At 62.0% G+C, this 17,785-nt stretch carries 11 protein-coding genes and 3 pseudogenes; 13 read left to right on the top strand and 1 reads right to left on the bottom strand.

Going from position 1 to position 17,785, the window contains the following annotated elements; genetic code table 11:
- Nucleotides 1-308: 308 nt before the first annotated feature.
- The 7 genes and pseudogenes from arcD to gltS all read left to right on the top strand — a co-directional run bounded on the left by arcD (nt 309) and on the right by gltS (nt 9,005).
- Nucleotides 309-1,736, top strand: coding sequence for an arginine-ornithine antiporter (gene arcD / locus QIY50_15840; GenBank protein ID WGV18905.1), 1,428 nt, complete (start codon nt 309-311; stop codon nt 1,734-1,736).
- A 32-nt stretch (nt 1,737-1,768) separates the two neighbouring features.
- Complete coding sequence (gene arcA, locus QIY50_15835) at nt 1,769-3,022, top strand: arginine deiminase (protein ID WGV18904.1); 1,254 nt, start codon at nt 1,769-1,771, stop codon at nt 3,020-3,022.
- A gap of 69 nt (nt 3,023-3,091) precedes the next feature.
- A complete protein-coding gene (locus QIY50_15830; GenBank protein ID WGV18903.1) occupies nt 3,092-4,102 on the top strand; it encodes an ornithine carbamoyltransferase in 1,011 nt (336 codons plus the stop codon).
- A gap of 180 nt (nt 4,103-4,282) precedes the next feature.
- Nucleotides 4,283-5,213 (top strand): annotated as a pseudogene (gene arcC / locus QIY50_15825) (carbamate kinase).
- 54 nt (nt 5,214-5,267) lie between these two features.
- Entirely contained in the window at nt 5,268-5,636 is a 369-nt protein-coding gene (locus QIY50_15820; GenBank protein WGV18902.1) for a DUF5064 family protein, read from the top strand.
- A gap of 355 nt (nt 5,637-5,991) precedes the next feature.
- On the top strand, nt 5,992-7,500 hold the full coding sequence (locus QIY50_15815; protein WGV23066.1) for a sigma-54-dependent transcriptional regulator: 1,509 nt from the start codon (nt 5,992-5,994) through the stop codon (nt 7,498-7,500).
- 308 nt (nt 7,501-7,808) lie between these two features.
- On the top strand, nt 7,809-9,005 hold the full coding sequence (gene gltS, locus QIY50_15810) for a sodium/glutamate symporter (GenBank protein ID WGV18901.1): 1,197 nt from the start codon (nt 7,809-7,811) through the stop codon (nt 9,003-9,005).
- 16 nt (nt 9,006-9,021) lie between these two features.
- Here gltS and QIY50_15805 read toward each other — a convergent pair.
- A pseudogene (locus tag QIY50_15805) lies at nt 9,022-9,312 on the bottom strand (LysR substrate-binding domain-containing protein).
- Between the two features lie 156 nt (nt 9,313-9,468).
- Between QIY50_15805 and QIY50_15800 the strand changes: the two are divergent.
- The 6 genes and pseudogenes from QIY50_15800 to QIY50_15775 all read left to right on the top strand — a co-directional run bounded on the left by QIY50_15800 (nt 9,469) and on the right by QIY50_15775 (nt 17,749).
- Nucleotides 9,469-10,923, top strand: a complete 1,455-nt coding sequence (locus tag QIY50_15800) for a TrkH family potassium uptake protein (GenBank protein ID WGV18900.1) — start codon at nt 9,469-9,471, stop codon at nt 10,921-10,923.
- A 338-nt stretch (nt 10,924-11,261) separates the two neighbouring features.
- A complete protein-coding gene (gene gcvH, locus QIY50_15795; GenBank protein WGV18899.1) occupies nt 11,262-11,645 on the top strand; it encodes a glycine cleavage system protein GcvH in 384 nt (127 codons plus the stop codon).
- 11 nt (nt 11,646-11,656) lie between these two features.
- Nucleotides 11,657-14,513: pseudogene (gcvP, locus tag QIY50_15790) on the top strand (aminomethyl-transferring glycine dehydrogenase).
- Between the two features lie 142 nt (nt 14,514-14,655).
- A complete protein-coding gene (locus QIY50_15785) occupies nt 14,656-16,032 on the top strand; it encodes an L-serine ammonia-lyase (GenBank protein WGV18898.1) in 1,377 nt (458 codons plus the stop codon).
- A gap of 27 nt (nt 16,033-16,059) precedes the next feature.
- On the top strand, nt 16,060-17,181 hold the full coding sequence (gcvT, locus tag QIY50_15780; protein WGV18897.1) for a glycine cleavage system aminomethyltransferase GcvT: 1,122 nt from the start codon (nt 16,060-16,062) through the stop codon (nt 17,179-17,181).
- A 355-nt stretch (nt 17,182-17,536) separates the two neighbouring features.
- Entirely contained in the window at nt 17,537-17,749 is a 213-nt protein-coding gene (locus tag QIY50_15775; protein WGV18896.1) for a cold-shock protein, read from the top strand.
- Nucleotides 17,750-17,785: the final 36 nt, after the last annotated feature.

The raw sequence follows: 17,785 nt of genomic DNA, 5'->3' as shown, positions 1-17,785 counted from the left end.
GTGTGTAAAAACTAGCAGCTCCCGGGCAACTAGAGAAGAAACTGATAAAACTCGAAATTCTTGTAAAAAATTTGCGAAAGCGGCAAAAGCGGCTAGCTTCAAGCATCGCAGGCCGAACAGAGCGATTGCTCTAGATGGACATGGAGGTGCCAGCGCGCGCGGCCTGTAGCAGAAGCTGTCGGCACACTCCAGGAGTACCCGTGAAGGAATTTTCCTACTTCACGTGGCCATGAACTGACCTATGTCAGCGAATGGTAGCGGCGTCGGATTTACGCTGTTGTCAACTTTCTCCTGGCAGGAGTTGTTAAATGTCTGATTCATCCGGAAAACTAAAGCTCGGCGCGTTAGTTGCACTTGTGGTCGGTTCGATGATTGGTGGCGGGATCTTCTCGTTGCCGCAAAACATGGCGGCCAGCGCAGGGGTTGGCGCGGTTCTGATCGGTTGGGCGATTACCGCAGTCGGCATGCTGACCCTGGCCTTCGTGTTCCAGACCCTGGCCAACCGCAAGCCTGACCTGGATGGCGGGGTGTACGCCTATGCCAAGGCCGGTTTCGGCGATTACATGGGCTTCTCTTCGGCCTGGGGCTACTGGATCAGTGCCTGGCTGGGCAACGTCGGCTATTTCGTGCTGCTGTTCAGCACATTGGGCTATTTCTTCCCGATCTTTGGCGAAGGCAACACCCCGGCCGCCATCATAGGCGCCTCGGTGCTGCTGTGGGCGGTGCACTTCCTGGTACTGCGCGGCATCAAGGAAGCGGCATTCATCAACCTGGTCACCACCATCGCGAAAGTGGTACCGCTGGTGCTGTTCGCCCTGATCTGCCTGTTCGCCTTCAAACTCGACATCTTTACCGCCGACATCTGGGGCCTGGGCACGCCAGAGCTGGGCAGCGTGATGAACCAGGTGCGCAACATGATGCTGGTCACCGTATGGGTGTTCATCGGCATCGAAGGCGCGAGCATCTTCTCGGCGCGGGCGGAAAAACGCAGCGACGTGGGCAAGGCCACGGTGATCGGCTTCGTGACCGTGCTGCTGTTCCTGGTACTGGTCAACGTGCTGTCGCTGGGCATCATGACCCAACCGGAACTGGCCAAGCTGCAGAACCCGTCGATGGCGGCCGTGCTGGAACATGTAGTCGGCCACTGGGGCGCGGTGCTGATCAGCGTCGGCCTGGTCATCTCGCTGCTCGGGGCCCTGCTGTCGTGGGTGCTGCTGTGCGCCGAGATCATGTTCGCCGCCGCCAAGGACCACACCATGCCCGAGTTCCTGCGCCGCGAGAACGCCAAGCAGGTACCGGCCAACGCCCTGTGGCTGACCAACGCCATGGTGCAGATTTTCCTGGTGATCACACTGTTCTCCAACAGCACCTACCTGTCGCTGATCTACCTGGCCACGTCGATGATCCTGGTGCCCTACCTGTGGTCGGCCGCCTATGCCGTGCTGCTGGCAGTGCGCAGCGAAACCTACGAACAGGCCCTGGCCGAACGGCAGAAGGACCTGATCATCGGTGGCATCGCCCTGGTGTACGCGATCTGGCTGCTGTACGCCGGCGGCGTGAAATACCTGCTGCTCTCGGCCCTGCTCTACGCACCTGGCGCGATCCTGTTCGCCAAGGCCAAGCGTGAGGTTGGCCAGCCTGTCTTCACCAACGTGGAAAAACTGATCTTCGCAGCCGTGGTCATCGGTGCCCTGGTGGCAGCCTTCGGCCTGTACGACGGCTTCCTGACCCTGTGATCCACGTCTTCGTTCAATTGGAGGAATGAACCATGTCCGCTGAAAAACAGAAGTACGGTGTCCACTCCGAAGCCGGCAAACTGCGCAAAGTGATGGTTTGCTCGCCGGGGCTGGCGCACAAGCGCCTGACGCCGAGCAACTGTGACGAGCTGCTGTTCGACGATGTGATCTGGGTCGACCAGGCCAAGCGTGACCATTTCGACTTTGTCACCAAGATGCGCGAACGTGGCGTGGATGTGCTGGAGATGCACAACCTGCTGACCGACATCGTCCAGCAACCCGAAGCGCTGAAGTGGATTCTCGATCGCAAGATCACCCCTGACACTGTCGGTGTCGGCCTGACCAACGAAGTGCGCAGCTGGCTCGAAGGCCTCGAACCGCGCCATCTGGCCGAGTTTCTGATTGGCGGCGTCGCTGGCCAGGACCTGCCGCAGAGCGAAGGTGCCGAAGTGGTCAAGATGTACAACGACTACCTGGGCCACTCCAGCTTCATCCTGCCACCGCTGCCCAATACCCAGTTCACCCGTGACACCACCTGCTGGATCTACGGCGGAGTGACATTGAACCCGATGTACTGGCCGGCGCGACGTCAGGAAACCCTGCTGACCACCGCCATCTACAAGTTCCACCCGCAGTTCACCAACGCCGACTTCCAGATCTGGTACGGCGACCCGGACAAGGAACACGGCCAGTCCACCCTCGAAGGCGGCGATGTCATGCCGATCGGCAAGGGCATCGTGCTGATCGGCATGGGCGAGCGCACCTCGCGCCAGGCCATCGGCCAGCTGGCACAGAACCTGTTCGCCAAGGGTGCGGTGGAAAAGGTCATTGTTGCCGGCCTGCCCAAATCGCGTGCCGCCATGCACCTGGATACCGTGTTCAGCTTCTGCGACCGCGACCTGGTCACGGTCTTCCCGGAAGTGGTCAAGGAGATCGTGCCGTTCATCATTCGCCCGGACGAGAGCAAGCCATACGGCATGGATGTGCGCCGCGAACACAAGTCGTTCATCGAAGTGGTGGGCGAGCAACTGGGGGTCAAGCTGCGCGTGGTCGAAACCGGCGGCAACAGCTTCGCTGCCGAACGCGAACAGTGGGATGACGGCAACAACGTGGTGGCCATCGAGCCGGGCGTGGTGATTGGCTACGACCGCAACACCTACACCAACACCCTGCTGCGCAAGGCCGGCATCGAGGTCATCACCATCAGCGCCGGCGAACTGGGCCGGGGCCGTGGCGGCGGCCACTGCATGACCTGCCCGATCGTGCGTGACCCGATCGACTACTAACGACCATTACCCCCGGCCGCCCTTACCCAGCGGCGGCCGGTGCGTTCACCAAACTCAAGGAGAAAAGTCATGGCGTTCAACATTCACAACCGCAACCTGCTCAGCCTGGAACACCACACCACACGCGAGCTGCGCTACCTGCTGGACCTGTCCCGCGATCTCAAGCGCGCCAAGTACACCGGTACCGAGCAGCAGCACCTGAAGGGTAACAACATCGCACTGATCTTCGAAAAAACCTCCACCCGTACCCGCTGCGCCTTCGAAGTGGCCGCCTATGACCAGGGCGCCAACGTTACCTACATCGACCCCAACTCTTCGCAGATCGGCCACAAGGAAAGCATGAAGGACACCGCCCGCGTGCTCGGGCGCATGTACGACGCCATCGAGTACCGTGGCTTCAAGCAGGAAATCGTCGAAGAACTGGCCAAGTTTGCCGGCGTACCGGTGTTCAACGGCCTGACCGACGAATACCACCCCACCCAGATGATCGCCGACGTGCTGACCATGCGTGAGCACAGCGACAAACCGCTGCACGACATCAGCTACGCCTACCTGGGCGACGCCCGCAACAACATGGGTAACTCGCTGCTGCTGATCGGCGCCAAGCTCGGCATGGATGTGCGCATCGCCGCGCCCAAGGCACTGTGGCCGCATGACGACCTGGTCGAGCGTTGCCGCAAGTACGCCGAGGAAAGCGGCGCGCGCATCACCCTCACCGAAGACCCGGTTGCCGCAGTCAAGGGTGTGGACTTCGTACACACCGACGTGTGGGTATCGATGGGTGAGCCGATCGAAGCCTGGGGCGAGCGCATCAAGCTGCTCAAGCCGTATCAGGTGAATGCACAGCTGATGAAGTCCACCGGCAACCCGCGGACCAAGTTCATGCACTGCCTGCCGGCGTTCCACAACTCCGAAACCAAGGTAGGCAAGCAGATCGCCGAACAGTACCCGGACCTGGCCAACGGTATCGAAGTGACCGACGACGTGTTCGAGTCGCCGGCCTGCATCGCCTTCGAGCAGGCGGAAAACCGCATGCACACGATCAAGGCGATCCTGGTGTCGACCCTGGCTGACCTGTAAGCCTTGTCCGCCTACCGGGGGGCTGCGCTGTACTTGTGGGAGCGGGCATGCCCGCGAATGCGTCAACCGCACCAGTGATGGTGCCTGGCCTGGCCTCTTCGCGGGCACGCCCGCTCCCACAGGGAACCCTGCAACCTCCGTGTAGCGGCAGCTCATTCTTTTCGTTAAAGGACATTCCCCATGCGTATCGTTGTTGCATTGGGCGGCAACGCCCTGCTGCGTCGCGGCGAGCCGATGACCGCTGACAACCAGCGCGCCAATATCCGCACCGCCGCCGAACAGATCGCCAAGATCCACCCAGGCAACGAGCTGGTCATCGCCCACGGCAACGGCCCGCAAGTAGGCCTGCTGTCGTTGCAGGGCCTGTCCTACAAGCCCGACGAGGCCTATCCGCTGGATGTGCTGGGTGCCGAGACCGAGGGCATGATCGGCTACATGATCGAACAGGAACTGGGCAACCTGCTGGCCTTCGAAGTGCCGTTCGCTACCCTGCTGACCCAGGTCGAAGTGGACGCCAACGACCCCGCCTTCAAGGACCCGACCAAGTTCATCGGCCCGGTCTACGGCAAGGAAGAGGCCGAGCGCCTGGCCAAGGAAAAGGGATGGGTGGTCAAGGCCGACGGCGACAAGTACCGCCGCGTGGTGGCCAGCCCGAAACCCAAGCGCATCTTCGAGATCCGCCCGATCAAGTGGCTGCTGGAAAAGAGCAGCATCGTGATCTGCGCCGGTGGCGGCGGCATCCCTACCATGTACGATGAAAACCGCAAGCTCAAGGGCATCGAGGCGGTGATCGACAAGGACCTTTGCTCGGCCCTGCTGGCAGAACAGCTGGACGCCGACCTTCTGATAATCGCCACGGACGTCGATGCGGCCTACATTGACTGGGGCAAACCCACGCAGAAAGCCATCGCCCAGGCGCACCCCGACGAACTCGAACGCCTCGGCTTCGCCGCCGGCTCCATGGGGCCGAAGGTGCAAGCAGCCTGCGACTTTGCCCGTAATACCGGCAAGGTGGCGGTGATCAGTTCGCTGGAAAACATCGAAGACATCCGTCAAAGGCACTGCCGGTACGCGGGTGTCCACCGCCAAGCCGGGGATCAGCTACCGTTGAATGCAGTGGGCGGGCCGATTGGCCCGCCATTTTCACCTTGCAGAGGAGTTCGCCATGGCCCAGTACCAGCCCGGTCATGTACACATCGAGCGCACCGCGCTGAACAAGAACGACCACAGCTATGACCTGAACATCGAATACGAAGCCGCGTCGGATCCCAAGGAAGGCAGAGGTATCCAGTTCAAGATGCACGGCAGCATCGAAGGCAAGCCAGTCGAAGAAAAGTTCTTCCTGGCCAAGGATCAGGTGTTGCCCAGCTTCCTCATGCTGCTGACCCGCAAGGCACAGTCGTACCTGACCCCACCGAAGAAATTCGAGAACCTGAGTTCGCCGCACAAGCTTTATGACCATATGTTCGCGGACATTCGCGAAAAGCTGGATGTGAAGTCGGGCGACCCGATCAAGCCTGAGCATCTGGAGTAATTTCGATAATCGGGGCTGCTTTGCAGCCCATCGCCGGCAAGCCAGCTCCCACCCCGACCGCGCTGACCTCAAGCCATGCGCAGTACCTGTGGGAGCGGGCAAGCCCGCGAAACAGGCGACGCGGTGGATGGCACGATGGCACGGGCTTCGCCCGTGTTCGCGGGCCCGCCCGCTCCCACAGGGATCGCGCCAACTTTTAGAAACTGAGCAAGACAGTTCCTCCCACCTTGATCGCATCGGCCTCAAGGCCTGTGCAGTGCCTGTGGGAGCTGGCTTGCCGGCGATGGGCCGCAAAGCGGCCCCGGCGATGTTGAGGCATACTACCGCCCTCCCCGGCCACCACTTCATCCTCCCCATGCGCATCCACGTCAGCTTCATCGACCGCGTCGGCATCACCCAGGAAGTCCTCGCCCTGCTCGGTGCCCGCAACCTCAACCTGGACGCCGTGGAGATGGTCCCGCCGAACGTCTACATCGACGCCCCCACCCTCAGCCCCGCCGTGCTCGAAGAACTGCACGACGCGCTGTTCGAGGTACATGGCGTGCAATCGGTGGACGTGGTCGACATCCTCCCTGGCCAACGCCGGCACCTGCAGCTTGATGCCCTGCTGGCGGCAATGAGCGACCCGGTGCTGGCCGTGGACAGTGCCGGCAAGGTGCTGCTGGCCAACCCGGCGCTGATCGAGCTGTGCGGCCGCGAATCGGCCGGGCGCTCGGTGGGTGAACTGTTCGGCGACCCGGGGCTGCTGCAGGCCCTGCTGGACAACAACTTCCACCTGCCCATGCGCGAGATGCAGCTCAACGGCCAGAGCCTGCTGCTGGACGCCACCCCCATCACCAACGCCGGCGGCCTGCTGACGCTGTACCCACCCACGCGCATGGGCGAACGCTTGTCGGCCCTGCACCACGACCACGCCGAAGGCTTCGATGCCTTGCTCGGCGAGTCACCGGCCATCCGCACCCTCAAGGCCCGCGCCTTGCGCGTGGCGGCGCTCGATGCGCCGTTGCTGGTGCATGGCGAAACCGGCACAGGCAAAGAGCTGGTAGCCCGCGCCTGCCACACCGTCAGCAGCCGCCACGCAGCGCCATTCCTGGCCCTGAACTGCGCCGCGCTGCCCGAAAGCCTGGCCGAGAGCGAACTGTTCGGCTACGCCCCCGGCGCCTTCACCGGTGCGCAGCGGGGCGGCAAGCCCGGGCTGATGGAGCTGGCCAACCAGGGCACGGTGTTCCTCGATGAAATAGGCGAAATGTCGCCGTACCTGCAAGCCAAGCTGCTGCGCTTTCTCAGCGATGGCAGCTTCCGCCGGGTGGGTGGCGACCGCGAAGTGAAGGTGGATGTACGCATCATCAGTGCCACCCACCGCGACCTGGAGCGCATGGTCGCCGAAGGCAGCTTCCGCGAAGACCTGTTCTACCGCCTGAATGTGCTCAACCTGCAAGTGCCGCCGCTACGCGATCGTGGCCAGGACATTCTGATGCTGGCGCATTTCTTCATGCAGCAGGCCTGCACGCAGATCCAGCGCCCGCCCTGCCGGCTGACCCCCGCCACCCATTCGGCACTGCTGGCCAACCCTTGGCCGGGCAATGTGCGCCAGCTGCAGAACGTGATATTCCGCGCCGCAGCCATTTGCGAGGGCAACCTGGTGGATATCGGTGACCTGGATATCGCCGGCACCTCGGTGGCCCGTGGCCAGGACGGCGAAGTGGCCAGCCTGGAACAGGCCGTGGGCGATTTCGAGCGCGAGCTGCTGCAACGCCTGTACGCCAGCTACCCCTCGACGCGGCAACTGGCCGGGCGCTTGCAGACCTCGCATACCGCCATTGCCCAACGCCTGCGCAAATATGGAATACCGGGTAAAACCTGATACCTGTCAGATCGCGTCAACGGGGCTGCTACGCAGCCCATCGCAGGCAAGCCAGCTCCCACAGGTATCGCACACGTCCTGAATTCTGCGCGATACCTGTGGGAGCTGGCTTGCCTGCGATGGGCCGCAAAGCGGACCCTGATAGTTATTGTAATAATCCGATTGTTATTCAGGCTTTTCCTACGCCAGTGAAAGATACTCTCCCACGCATGCCTCGTAGAATGGTGACAGTGCAATCCTGCCTGTCACCCCGCTTACCCGCCCCAGAGCGGGAAGTGGTTCGCTACTGGATATAACGAGAGTACCTGATGTTTGAACTCGATTTTTACGGGACGCTTGTAGCCGCCTCTTTAGTATTGTTATTGGGGCGCGGCCTTGTTGCACGCATTGGCTTCTTGCGCACTTACAACATTCCGGAACCTGTCGCCGGCGGCCTTGTAGTAGCCTTGGCACTCTTGGCGTTGCGTAGTTTCGATGTCCATGTGAAATTCGATACCTCACTGCAAGCCCCTCTGATGCTGGCATTCTTCGCCACCATCGGTTTGAGTGCAGACTTCGCCAGCCTGAAAAAAGGTGGCCGCGCGGTTACCGTATTCCTGCTGGTGGTAACCGGCTTGCTGCTGGTTCAGAACGCCATGGGCATCGGCCTGGCAACGGCACTGGGGCTCGACCCGCTGATGGGCCTGCTGGCCGGGTCCATCACCTTGTCGGGAGGCCACGGCACAGGCGCTGCGTGGGGGGCCACGTTCACCGAAAAGTTTGGCCTGGCCTCGGCCTCCGAACTGGCAATGGCGTCCGCTACCTTCGGCCTGGTGCTGGGCGGCCTGATTGGCGGACCGGTCGCCCGGCTACTGATCAAACGGGTAAAAGCACCGGGCATCGAAGAAGCTGCACCGCAACTGCCCAAGGGTTTCGAACAACCGGAAAAAGAGCGCCTGATTACATCGTTTTCATTTATCGAAACACTGGCGCTGATCGCTGTCAGTTTGCTCGCGGGTTCGTTACTTGACGGTTTGTTGAAAGGCACTGCCTTTGAACTGCCTACCTTCGTTTGCGTGCTGTTCGTGGGTGTGGTTTTGCGAAACGGCCTTTCGGCATTCGGCTTTTATCATGTCTTCGAGCGGGAAGTCTCGGTATTGGGCAATGTGAGTTTGTCGTTATTCCTGGCCATTGCCTTGATGTCGCTCAAGTTGTGGGACCTTGCGGCGTTAGCGTTACCGTTCTTTGTGTTACTCGCCGCACAGACACTGGTCATGGCACTGTTTGCGATCTTTGTCACGTTCCGGGTCATGGGCCGCAACTATGATGCAGCGGTACTGGCTGCCGGACATTGTGGTTTCGGCCTGGGTGCAACGCCGACGGCAATCGCCAACATGCAAGCGGTGACCCAGCGCTACGGAGCCTCGCACATTGCCTTTCTGGTGGTACCGATGGTGGGAGCGTTCTTCATCGACATCATCAATGTCATCGTCATCAAGCTGTATCTGGCCTTGCCGTTCTTTTGAATCAGACGCGGAACAGTCAGCCGGTAAAGTGCTCCGCCAGGTGCTGCCCGGGATCCGTTGACAGGGCCTGGTGCAGCAGTTTCTCCAGGATCGAGAAAAAGCACTTTATGTGGGGCTGCCTCAACGCCTGAGGCCGGGTCACCATGTAGACGTCCATATCTGGAAGGGGCAGATCGACAAACAACTCGATCAAATCCTTGGCCAGGATCCGGGGAAGTACCGCCACCCCCATCCCGCGCCTCACTGATTCGAGCTGTGCGCTGAACGAGTTCACGCGGATCGGCGCACGTTCCAGCCCCCCTGCCTTTGATATCACTCGGGTACAGGACGCAAAGGCACCACTGATAAACTGTCATACCGGCCCTACGATGCAACAGCCGGCTCATGACCTTTACGGCTTCTTTACTGGACAATGCCGTGGCGTTGTAAATACTGCCCGGCATAACCCCCGTGAGCTTGTTCGATGCCTATCCCCGCGCGGCATTTCATTGCCTTCATCATCGGTGTCTTCCTGATTACATTGTCCCTCAGCATGGTCGTACCCATGGCCACGTTGATCCTGCACGACCGTAGCGACGATCTCGGGGCATTTCTCTGGTCGAGCCTGATCGCGCTGTGCGCAGGCCTGGCATTGGTAGCCCGTGGCGTACCTGAAGCGCCGCAGATCCGCGCCAGGGACATGTATTTCCTGACCACAGCGAGCTGGGTCGTCGTTTGCGCGTTCGCCGCCTTGCCTATGGTGCTGATTCGACACATCAGCTACACGGATGCATTCTTCGAAACCATGTCAGGCATCACCACGACCGGTTCCACGGTACTGACAGGCCTCGACAGCGCCTCTCCTGGGCTGTTGATCTGGCGCTCCATGCTGCACTGGCTCGGAGGAATCGGCTTTATTGGCATGGCCGTCGCGATTCTGCCGCTGTTGCGTGTCGGTGGCATGCGCCTGTTTCAGACCGAATCCTCGGACTGGTCGGACAAAGTGACACCACGTTCGCATGTCGCGGCAAAGATGATTCTCGCGGTATACCTGGGGCTCACCGCAGTCGGCACGCTCGCGCTATGGATCGCCGGGATGACCCCGTTCGAAGCCATCAATCATTCGATGTCGCTGATCTCGACCGGTGGCTTCTCCACTTCCGATGCATCGCTCGGGCACTGGACACAGCCAGCAGTGCATTGGGTGGCAGTCGTCATCATGATTCTCGGCGGCCTGCCCTTCACCTTGTATGTGGCAACATTGCGCGGCCATCGCCGGGCGTTGATCAAGGATCAGCAAGTTCGCGGGTTCCTCGGCTTTCTGGCCTTCGTATCGATCACGGTAGGTAGCTGGCTCTGCTGGCATAGCGACTTGCCTTGGTGGGATGCTTTAAGGATCGTGGCGGTCAATGTCACCTCGGTGGTCACTACGACGGGGATTGCAGTCGGTGACTACACGCTGTGGGGCAGCTTTGCCGTTCTGTTGTTCTTCTATTTGACGTTTGTCGGGGGATGCTCAGGGTCAACATCCGGGGGCCTGAAAATCTTCCGCTTTCAGGTGGCCGCATCGTTGCTCGTCAGCAGCTTGAAGCAGTTGATCCACCCACGTGCAACGATCTCGAAAAAGTACAATGGCCATCCCATCGACGAAGACATCGTGCGTTCGCTGCTGACGTTCTCGTTCTTCTTCTTCATCACCATCGCGGTAATTGCCCTGCTGCTGTCCCTGATTGGGCTCGACTGGACCACTGCTTTGAGTGGTGCAGCCACTGCCGTATGCAACGTTGGACCCGGCTTGGGCAACCTGATCGGACCGGCCGGCAATTTTGCCTCGCTGCCCGATGCAGCGAAGTGGTTGCTTACGATCGGGATGTTACTGGGCCGGCTCGAAATCCTTACCGTGCTGGTACTCGTTGCCCCCGCTTTCTGGCGCTTCTAGGCAGAACGTTCACGCACCTGCAAGGCCCATTTTGGGCGACAGTTTCTGCCCCCAGCCAAAGGGCAGCCCGTCACCGTATCCATTTCATTACACTGTAATGAATTCGCTACAAACCACTTTGGCGAGGGCTGTACAAGGGTTTGATCGCCAAACTCTTTTCCCGTCGCCATAGCCTGTAGCGTTTTCATTCCGCAGTGATCATGGCAGGCAGGCACTAAAACACCTAACTGATTGATTTAAAACACTTTTATCCGATTGGCCGCATTTTTGCTAAGGGAATCCCAACCCCAAGAGCGCGGAGCCACCGCGCCTAACGCCCTGCTTCCCGAGGATTCCCCATGAGCGAGTTGCGTTTCACTGAAGATCACGAATGGCTGCGCGTCGAAGCCGATGGCAGCGTCACCGTGGGCATCACCGCCTACGCCCAGAACGCCCTTGGCGATGTGGTTTTCGTGCAACTGCCAGAGTTGCAGCAGTATGAGAAAGGCAGCGAAGCCTCCACCGTCGAGTCGGTCAAGGCCGCCAGCGGTGTGTACATGCCCCTGACTGGCGAGGTGGTGCAGATCAACGACCAGCTCGAAGACAGCCCGGAACTGGTCAACGAAGACCCGATGGGCGAAGGCTGGTTCTTCCGCTTCATGCCCGCCGATGCCAGCGCCGTGGCCGCCCTGCTCGACCAGGACGCCTACGACCGCCTGATCAAAGCCAACGACGACGCCTGAGGAACTCTGCCATGACCATCAACCTCGGCACCGCCAACGAATTCATCGCCCGCCACATCGGCCCGCGCGCCGCCGACGAGCAGGCCATGCTGGCCGCTCTCGGCTTCGACTCGCTGGAAGCCATGACCGCCGCGGTCATTCCCGACAGCATCAAGGGCACCAGCGTACTCGGTTCGCACGACGGCCAGAGCGAAGCCGACGCGCTCGCCGCACTCAAGGCCATCGCCGGCAAGAACCAGCTGTTCAAGAGCTACATCGGCCAGGGCTACTACAACACCCACACGCCGGCGCCGATCCTGCGCAACCTGCTGGAAAACCCCGCCTGGTACACCGCCTATACCCCGTACCAGCCAGAAATTTCCCAGGGCCGCCTGGAAGCGCTGCTGAACTTCCAGACCCTGATCAGCGACCTGACCGGCCTGCCGATCGCCAACGCCTCGCTGCTCGACGAAGCCACCGCTGCCGCCGAGGCCATGACCTTCTGCAAACGCCTGTCGAAGAACAAGGCCAGCCATGCCTTCTTCGCCTCCGTGCATTGCCACCCGCAAACCCTCGACGTGCTGCGCACCCGTGCCGAGCCGCTGGGTATCGAGATCGTGGTCGGCGACGAGCGCGAGCTTGGCGATGTCAGCGCCTTCTTCGGCGCCCTGCTGCAGTACCCGGCCAGCAACGGTGAAGTGTTCGACTACCGCGAAGTGATCGAACGCTTCCACGCCGCCAATGCCCTGGTCGCCGTTGCCGCCGACCTGCTGGCCCTGACCCTGCTGACCCCGCCGGGCGAGTTCGGCGCCGACGTGGCCATCGGCAGCGCCCAGCGCTTCGGCGTGCCACTGGGCTTCGGTGGCCCGCACGCGGCCTACTTCGCCACCCGTGACGCGTTCAAGCGCGACATGCCAGGCCGCCTGGTCGGCGTGTCGATCGACCGCTTCGGCAAGACCGCCCTGCGCCTGGCCATGCAGACCCGCGAGCAGCACATCCGCCGCGAAAAGGCCACCAGCAACATCTGCCACCGCGCAGGTGCTGCTGGCCAATATCGCCAGCATGTTCGCCGTGTACCACGGCCCGGCCGGCCTCAAGCGCATCGCCGAACGTACCCATGCCCTGACCGCGATCCTGGCCGCCGGCCTGAAGGCGCTGGGCGTGCAGGTAGTGGGCGCCAGCGCCTTCGACACCCTGACCCTGGCCACCGGTGGTGCCACCGCCAGCCTGCATGACAAGGCGCGCGCCCAAGGCATCAACCTGCGCCAGATCGATGCCGCCCACGTGGGCCTGTCGCTGGACGAAACCAGCAGCCAGGCCGACGTCGAGGCCCTGTGGCAACTGATCGGTGGCGACCAGGCCCAGCCAGACTTCAACGCCCTGGCCGCCAGCACCGGCTCACTGCTGCCTGCCGCCCTGCTGCGCCAATCGGCCATCCTGCAGCACCCGGTGTTCAACCGCTACCACAGCGAAACCGAGCTGATGCGCTACCTGCGCCGCCTGGCCGACAAGGACCTGGCGCTGGACCGCAGCATGATCCCGCTGGGCTCTTGCACCATGAAGCTGAACGCCGCCAGCGAAATGATCCCGGTCACCTGGGCCGAGTTCGGCAACCTGCACCCGTTCGCCCCGGCCGAGCAGAGCCAGGGCTACCTGCAGATGACCACCGAGCTGGAAGCCATGCTCTGCGCCGCCACCGGCTACGACGCCGTATCGCTGCAGCCCAACGCTGGCTCCCAGGGCGAGTACGCAGGCCTCTTGGCCATCCGCGCCTACCACCGCAGCCGCGGCGAAGGCCACCGCGACATCTGCCTGATCCCGTCGTCGGCCCACGGCACCAACCCGGCCACCGCGCACATGGCCGGCATGCGTGTGGTGGTCACCGCCTGTGATGCCCGCGGCAACGTCGATGTCGAGGACCTGCGCGCCAAGGCCATCGAGCACCGCGAGCGCCTGGCCGCGATCATGATCACCTACCCGTCGACCCACGGCGTGTTCGAGGAAGCGATCGGCGAAATCTGCGCGATCATCCACGACAACGGTGGCCAGGTGTACATCGACGGCGCCAACATGAACGCCATGGTCGGCCTGTGCGCCCCGGGCAAGTTCGGCGGCGACGTTTCCCACCTGAACCTGCACAAGACCTTCTGCATCCCGCACGGCGGTGGCGGCCCGGGCGTCGGCCCGATCGGCGTCAAGTCGCACCTGGCACCGTTCCTGCCCGGCCACGCACAGCTGAAAAACACCGAGGGCGCGGTATGCGCCGCGCCGTTCGGCAGCGCCAGCATCCTGCCTATCACCTGGATGTACATCCGCATGATGGGCGGTGCCGGCCTCAAGCGTGCTTCGCAAATGGCGATCCTCAACGCCAACTACATCGCCCGTCGCCTGGAAGAGCACTATCCTGTTCTGTATACCGGCGGCAATGGCCTGGTGGCCCATGAGTGCATCCTCGACCTGCGCCCGCTGAAGGACATTAGCGGCATCAGCGTCGACGACGTGGCCAAGCGCCTGATCGACTTCGGCTTCCACGCCCCGACCATGTCCTTCCCGGTGGCTGGCACGCTGATGATCGAACCGACCGAAAGCGAGTCCAAGGAAGAACTGGACCGCTTCTGCGACGCGATGATCCAGATCCGCGAAGAAATCCGCGCGGTCGAGAACGGTAGCCTGGACAAGGACGACAACCCGCTGAAGAACGCCCCGCACACCGCGGCCGAGCTGGTAGGCGAATGGGCCCATGGCTACAGCCGCGAGCAGGCGGTATACCCGCTGCCGAGCCTGGTGGAAGGCAAGTACTGGCCACCGGTCGGCCGGGTCGACAACGTGTTCGGCGACCGCAACCTGGTGTGCGCCTGCCCGTCGATCGAGAGCTATCAGGACGCCTGACCCGACTCTCTGGCCTCATCGCCGGCAAGCCAGCTCCCACAGGGGCCTCACCGCACCCAAGACTGGTGCAGTACCTGTGGGAGCTGGCTTGCCGGCGATCGAGTGCGCAGCACTCGCCTTTACCTTCTGGAGGGAACGAGCAATGTCACTGAGCGTCTTCGACCTGTTCAAGATCGGCATCGGCCCCTCCAGTTCCCACACAGTCGGCCCGATGCGCGCCGCTGCGCGTTTCGCCGAAGGGTTGCGCCGTGATGGCCTGCTTGCCAGCACCGCCAGCGTCAAGGCCGAGCTGTATGGCTCGCTCGGCGCCACCGGCAAAGGCCACGGCAGCGACAAGGCCGTGCTGCTGGGCCTCGAAGGTGAACACCCCGATATCATCGACACCGACACCATCCCTGCCCGCCTGCAGGCCATCCGCGACAGCGGTCGGCTGAACCTGCTCGGCGAGCACAGCATCGCCTTCATCGAAAAGCAGCACCTGGCGATGATCCGCAAGCCGCTGGATTACCACCCCAACGGCATGATCTTCCGCGCCTTCGACGAGGCCGGCCTGCAAATCCGCAGCCGCGAGTACTACTCGGTGGGCGGCGGTTTCGTGGTCGACCAGGACGCCGCCGGCCACGACCGCATCGTCGAGGACAGCACACCACTGACCTACCCGTTCAAGACCGCCAAGGAACTGCTCGGCCACTGCACGGCGCAGAACCTGTCGGTGAGCCAGGTGATGCTGGCGAACGAGGCCGCCTGGCGCCCGGAAGCGCAAACCCGCGCCGGGCTGCTGCGCATCTGGCAGGTGATGCAGGATTGCGTCGAAGCCGGTTGCCGGCATGAAGGCATTCTGCCGGGCGGGCTCAAGGTCAAGCGCCGGGCGCCAGCGTTGTACCGTCAGCTGAGCCGCCACCCGGAGGCCAGCCTGCGCGATGCCCTGTCGGTGCTTGACTGGGTCAACCTCTACGCCCTGGCGGTAAACGAGGAAAACGCCTACGGCGGACGTGTGGTCACCGCACCCACCAACGGCGCAGCGGGCATCGTCCCGGCAGTGCTGCACTACTACATGCGCTTCGTACCGGGTGCCAACGAGGACGGGGTGGTGAGGTTCCTGCTCACCGCCGCGGCCATCGGCATCCTGTACAAGGAAAACGCCTCCATCTCCGGCGCCGAAGTGGGCTGCCAGGGCGAGGTCGGCGTGGCCTGCTCGATGGCCGCCGGGGCGCTGTGCGAGGTGATGGGCGGCAGCGTGCAACAGGTGGAAAACGCTGCCGAAATCGGCATGGAACACAACCTGGGCCTGACCTGCGACCCGATCGGCGGGCTGGTCCAGGTGCCTTGCATCGAGCGCAACGCCATGGGCTCGGTAAAGGCGATCAACGCGGTGCGCATGGCCTTGCGCGGCGACGGGCAGCACTACGTGTCGCTCGACAAGGTGATCCGCACCATGCGCCAGACCGGCGCCGACATGAAAAGCAAATACAAAGAGACCGCCCGTGGCGGCCTGGCCGTCAACATCATCGAATGTTGACCCGACAACAACAGCAAGGAGTCACCGATGTCCGAAACACTGCTCAAGACCCCACTGCACGCCCTGCACCTGGAACTGGGTGCGCGCATGGTGCCGTTCGCCGGCTATGACATGCCCGTGCAGTACCCGCTGGGCGTGCTCAAGGAACACCTGCACACCCGCGAGCAGGCCGGCCTGTTCGATGTCTCGCACATGGGCCAGATCACCTTGCGCGGCAGCGATGCCGCCAAAGCCCTGGAAAGCCTGGTGCCGGTGGATATCATCGACCTGCCGGTGGGCATGCAGCGCTATGCCATGTTCACCAATGAGCAAGGCGGCATCCTCGACGACCTGATGGTCGCCAACCTGGGCGACGACACGCTGTTCCTGGTGGTCAACGCCGCCTGCAAGGACCAGGACCTGGCCCACCTGCAAGCGCACATCGGCAACCTTTGCGAGATTCAGCCACTGTTCGAGCAGCGTGCCCTGCTCGCCCTGCAAGGCCCGGCAGCGGTCAAGGTACTGGAGCGCCTGGCCCCGGAAGTGGCCCACATGACCTTCATGCAGTTCCGCCGGGTGAAACTGCTGGGTGAAGACTGCTTCGTCAGCCGCTCGGGCTACACCGGCGAAGACGGCTACGAAATTTCGGTACCGGCACAGGCTGCCGAAGCGCTCGCCCGCCGCCTGCTGGCCGAGCCCGAAGTACAGCCGATCGGCCTGGGTGCGCGCGACTCGCTGCGCCTGGAAGCCGGCCTGTGCCTGTATGGCCATGACATGAATACCGAGACCACGCCGGTCGAAGCCAGCCTGCTGTGGGCCATTTCCAAGGTGCGCCGTGCCGATGGCACACGTGCCGCCGGTTTCCCGGGCGCCGAAGCCATCTTCGCCCAGCAGCGCAATGGCGTGGCGCGCAAACGTGTGGGTCTTTTGCCGCAGGAGCGTACGCCAGTGCGTGAAGGCGCGGATATTGTCGATGCAAACGATAAACCCGTAGGCAAAGTGTGCAGCGGCGGTTTTGGCCCGACACTCGGTGCACCTGTAGCAATGGGTTATATCGATAGTGAACATGCTGCAATCGACACCCCACTGTTCGCCGTGGTGCGAGGCAAGAAGGTTGCCTTGAAAGTCAGCAAAATGCCTTTCGTGGCACAACGTTACTACCGGGGCTGAAGCCGCTTTGTGAAGGTTGCGGGCAGGTTCGACATATTCGATTTCGAACCTGCCCAATAACTTTTGAACATGGCGCCAGGCCAGGCGCCATGCCGTTTCCGACAATTTTGTCGGTTACCGGCAAACGGCTGGTTTTCCATACGACCAAGGGCTTGTTTTTCGCTCGGGAGTTGGCGTAGAGTCACTGCACTGTGTTTGCATGGGTCGCAACAGTTCGTGACCTGGGCCAGTAGCCGCAATCTGCTACAACCCGTTTGACGTCTCTTACTTTCCTGCAACCCAGCCCAGTAATCTTTTGCATGTTTATTGCAAAAGAAACTGTCATCAAAATTCAAGCTTCATAGGAAATAAGACAATGGCTGAGCGTCAGAACGGTACCGTCAAGTGGTTCAATGACGAAAAAGGTTACGGCTTCATCACTCCAGAAAGCGGTCCGGATCTGTTCGTGCACTTCCGCGCTATCGAAGGTAACGGCTTCAAGAGCCTGAAAGAAGGCCAGAAGGTCACCTTCGAAGCAGTCCAGGGCCAGAAAGGCATGCAGGCTGACAAAGTTCAGGTCGCCGGCTGAGCCGAACCCGACTTCGAGAAAAGCCCCTGCCAAGTG

The organism is Pseudomonas putida (assembly GCA_029953615.1).
Taxonomy (GTDB): domain Bacteria; phylum Pseudomonadota; class Gammaproteobacteria; order Pseudomonadales; family Pseudomonadaceae; genus Aquipseudomonas.
The sequence above is the reverse complement of the archived record's forward strand: the minus strand, read 5'-3'. Positions and strand labels throughout refer to the sequence as shown.

Coding starts and splice junctions, on each gene's coding strand:
- arcD (WGV18905.1), top strand. CDS start 309: ATGTCTGATTCATCCGGAAAACTAAAGCTCGGCGCGTTAGTTGCACTT.
- arcA (WGV18904.1), top strand. CDS start 1,769: ATGTCCGCTGAAAAACAGAAGTACGGTGTCCACTCCGAAGCCGGCAAA.
- QIY50_15830 (WGV18903.1), top strand. CDS start 3,092: ATGGCGTTCAACATTCACAACCGCAACCTGCTCAGCCTGGAACACCAC.
- QIY50_15820 (WGV18902.1), top strand. CDS start 5,268: ATGGCCCAGTACCAGCCCGGTCATGTACACATCGAGCGCACCGCGCTG.
- QIY50_15815 (WGV23066.1), top strand. CDS start 5,992: ATGCGCATCCACGTCAGCTTCATCGACCGCGTCGGCATCACCCAGGAA.
- gltS (WGV18901.1), top strand. CDS start 7,809: ATGTTTGAACTCGATTTTTACGGGACGCTTGTAGCCGCCTCTTTAGTA.
- QIY50_15800 (WGV18900.1), top strand. CDS start 9,469: ATGCCTATCCCCGCGCGGCATTTCATTGCCTTCATCATCGGTGTCTTC.
- gcvH (WGV18899.1), top strand. CDS start 11,262: ATGAGCGAGTTGCGTTTCACTGAAGATCACGAATGGCTGCGCGTCGAA.
- QIY50_15785 (WGV18898.1), top strand. CDS start 14,656: ATGTCACTGAGCGTCTTCGACCTGTTCAAGATCGGCATCGGCCCCTCC.
- gcvT (WGV18897.1), top strand. CDS start 16,060: ATGTCCGAAACACTGCTCAAGACCCCACTGCACGCCCTGCACCTGGAA.
- QIY50_15775 (WGV18896.1), top strand. CDS start 17,537: ATGGCTGAGCGTCAGAACGGTACCGTCAAGTGGTTCAATGACGAAAAA.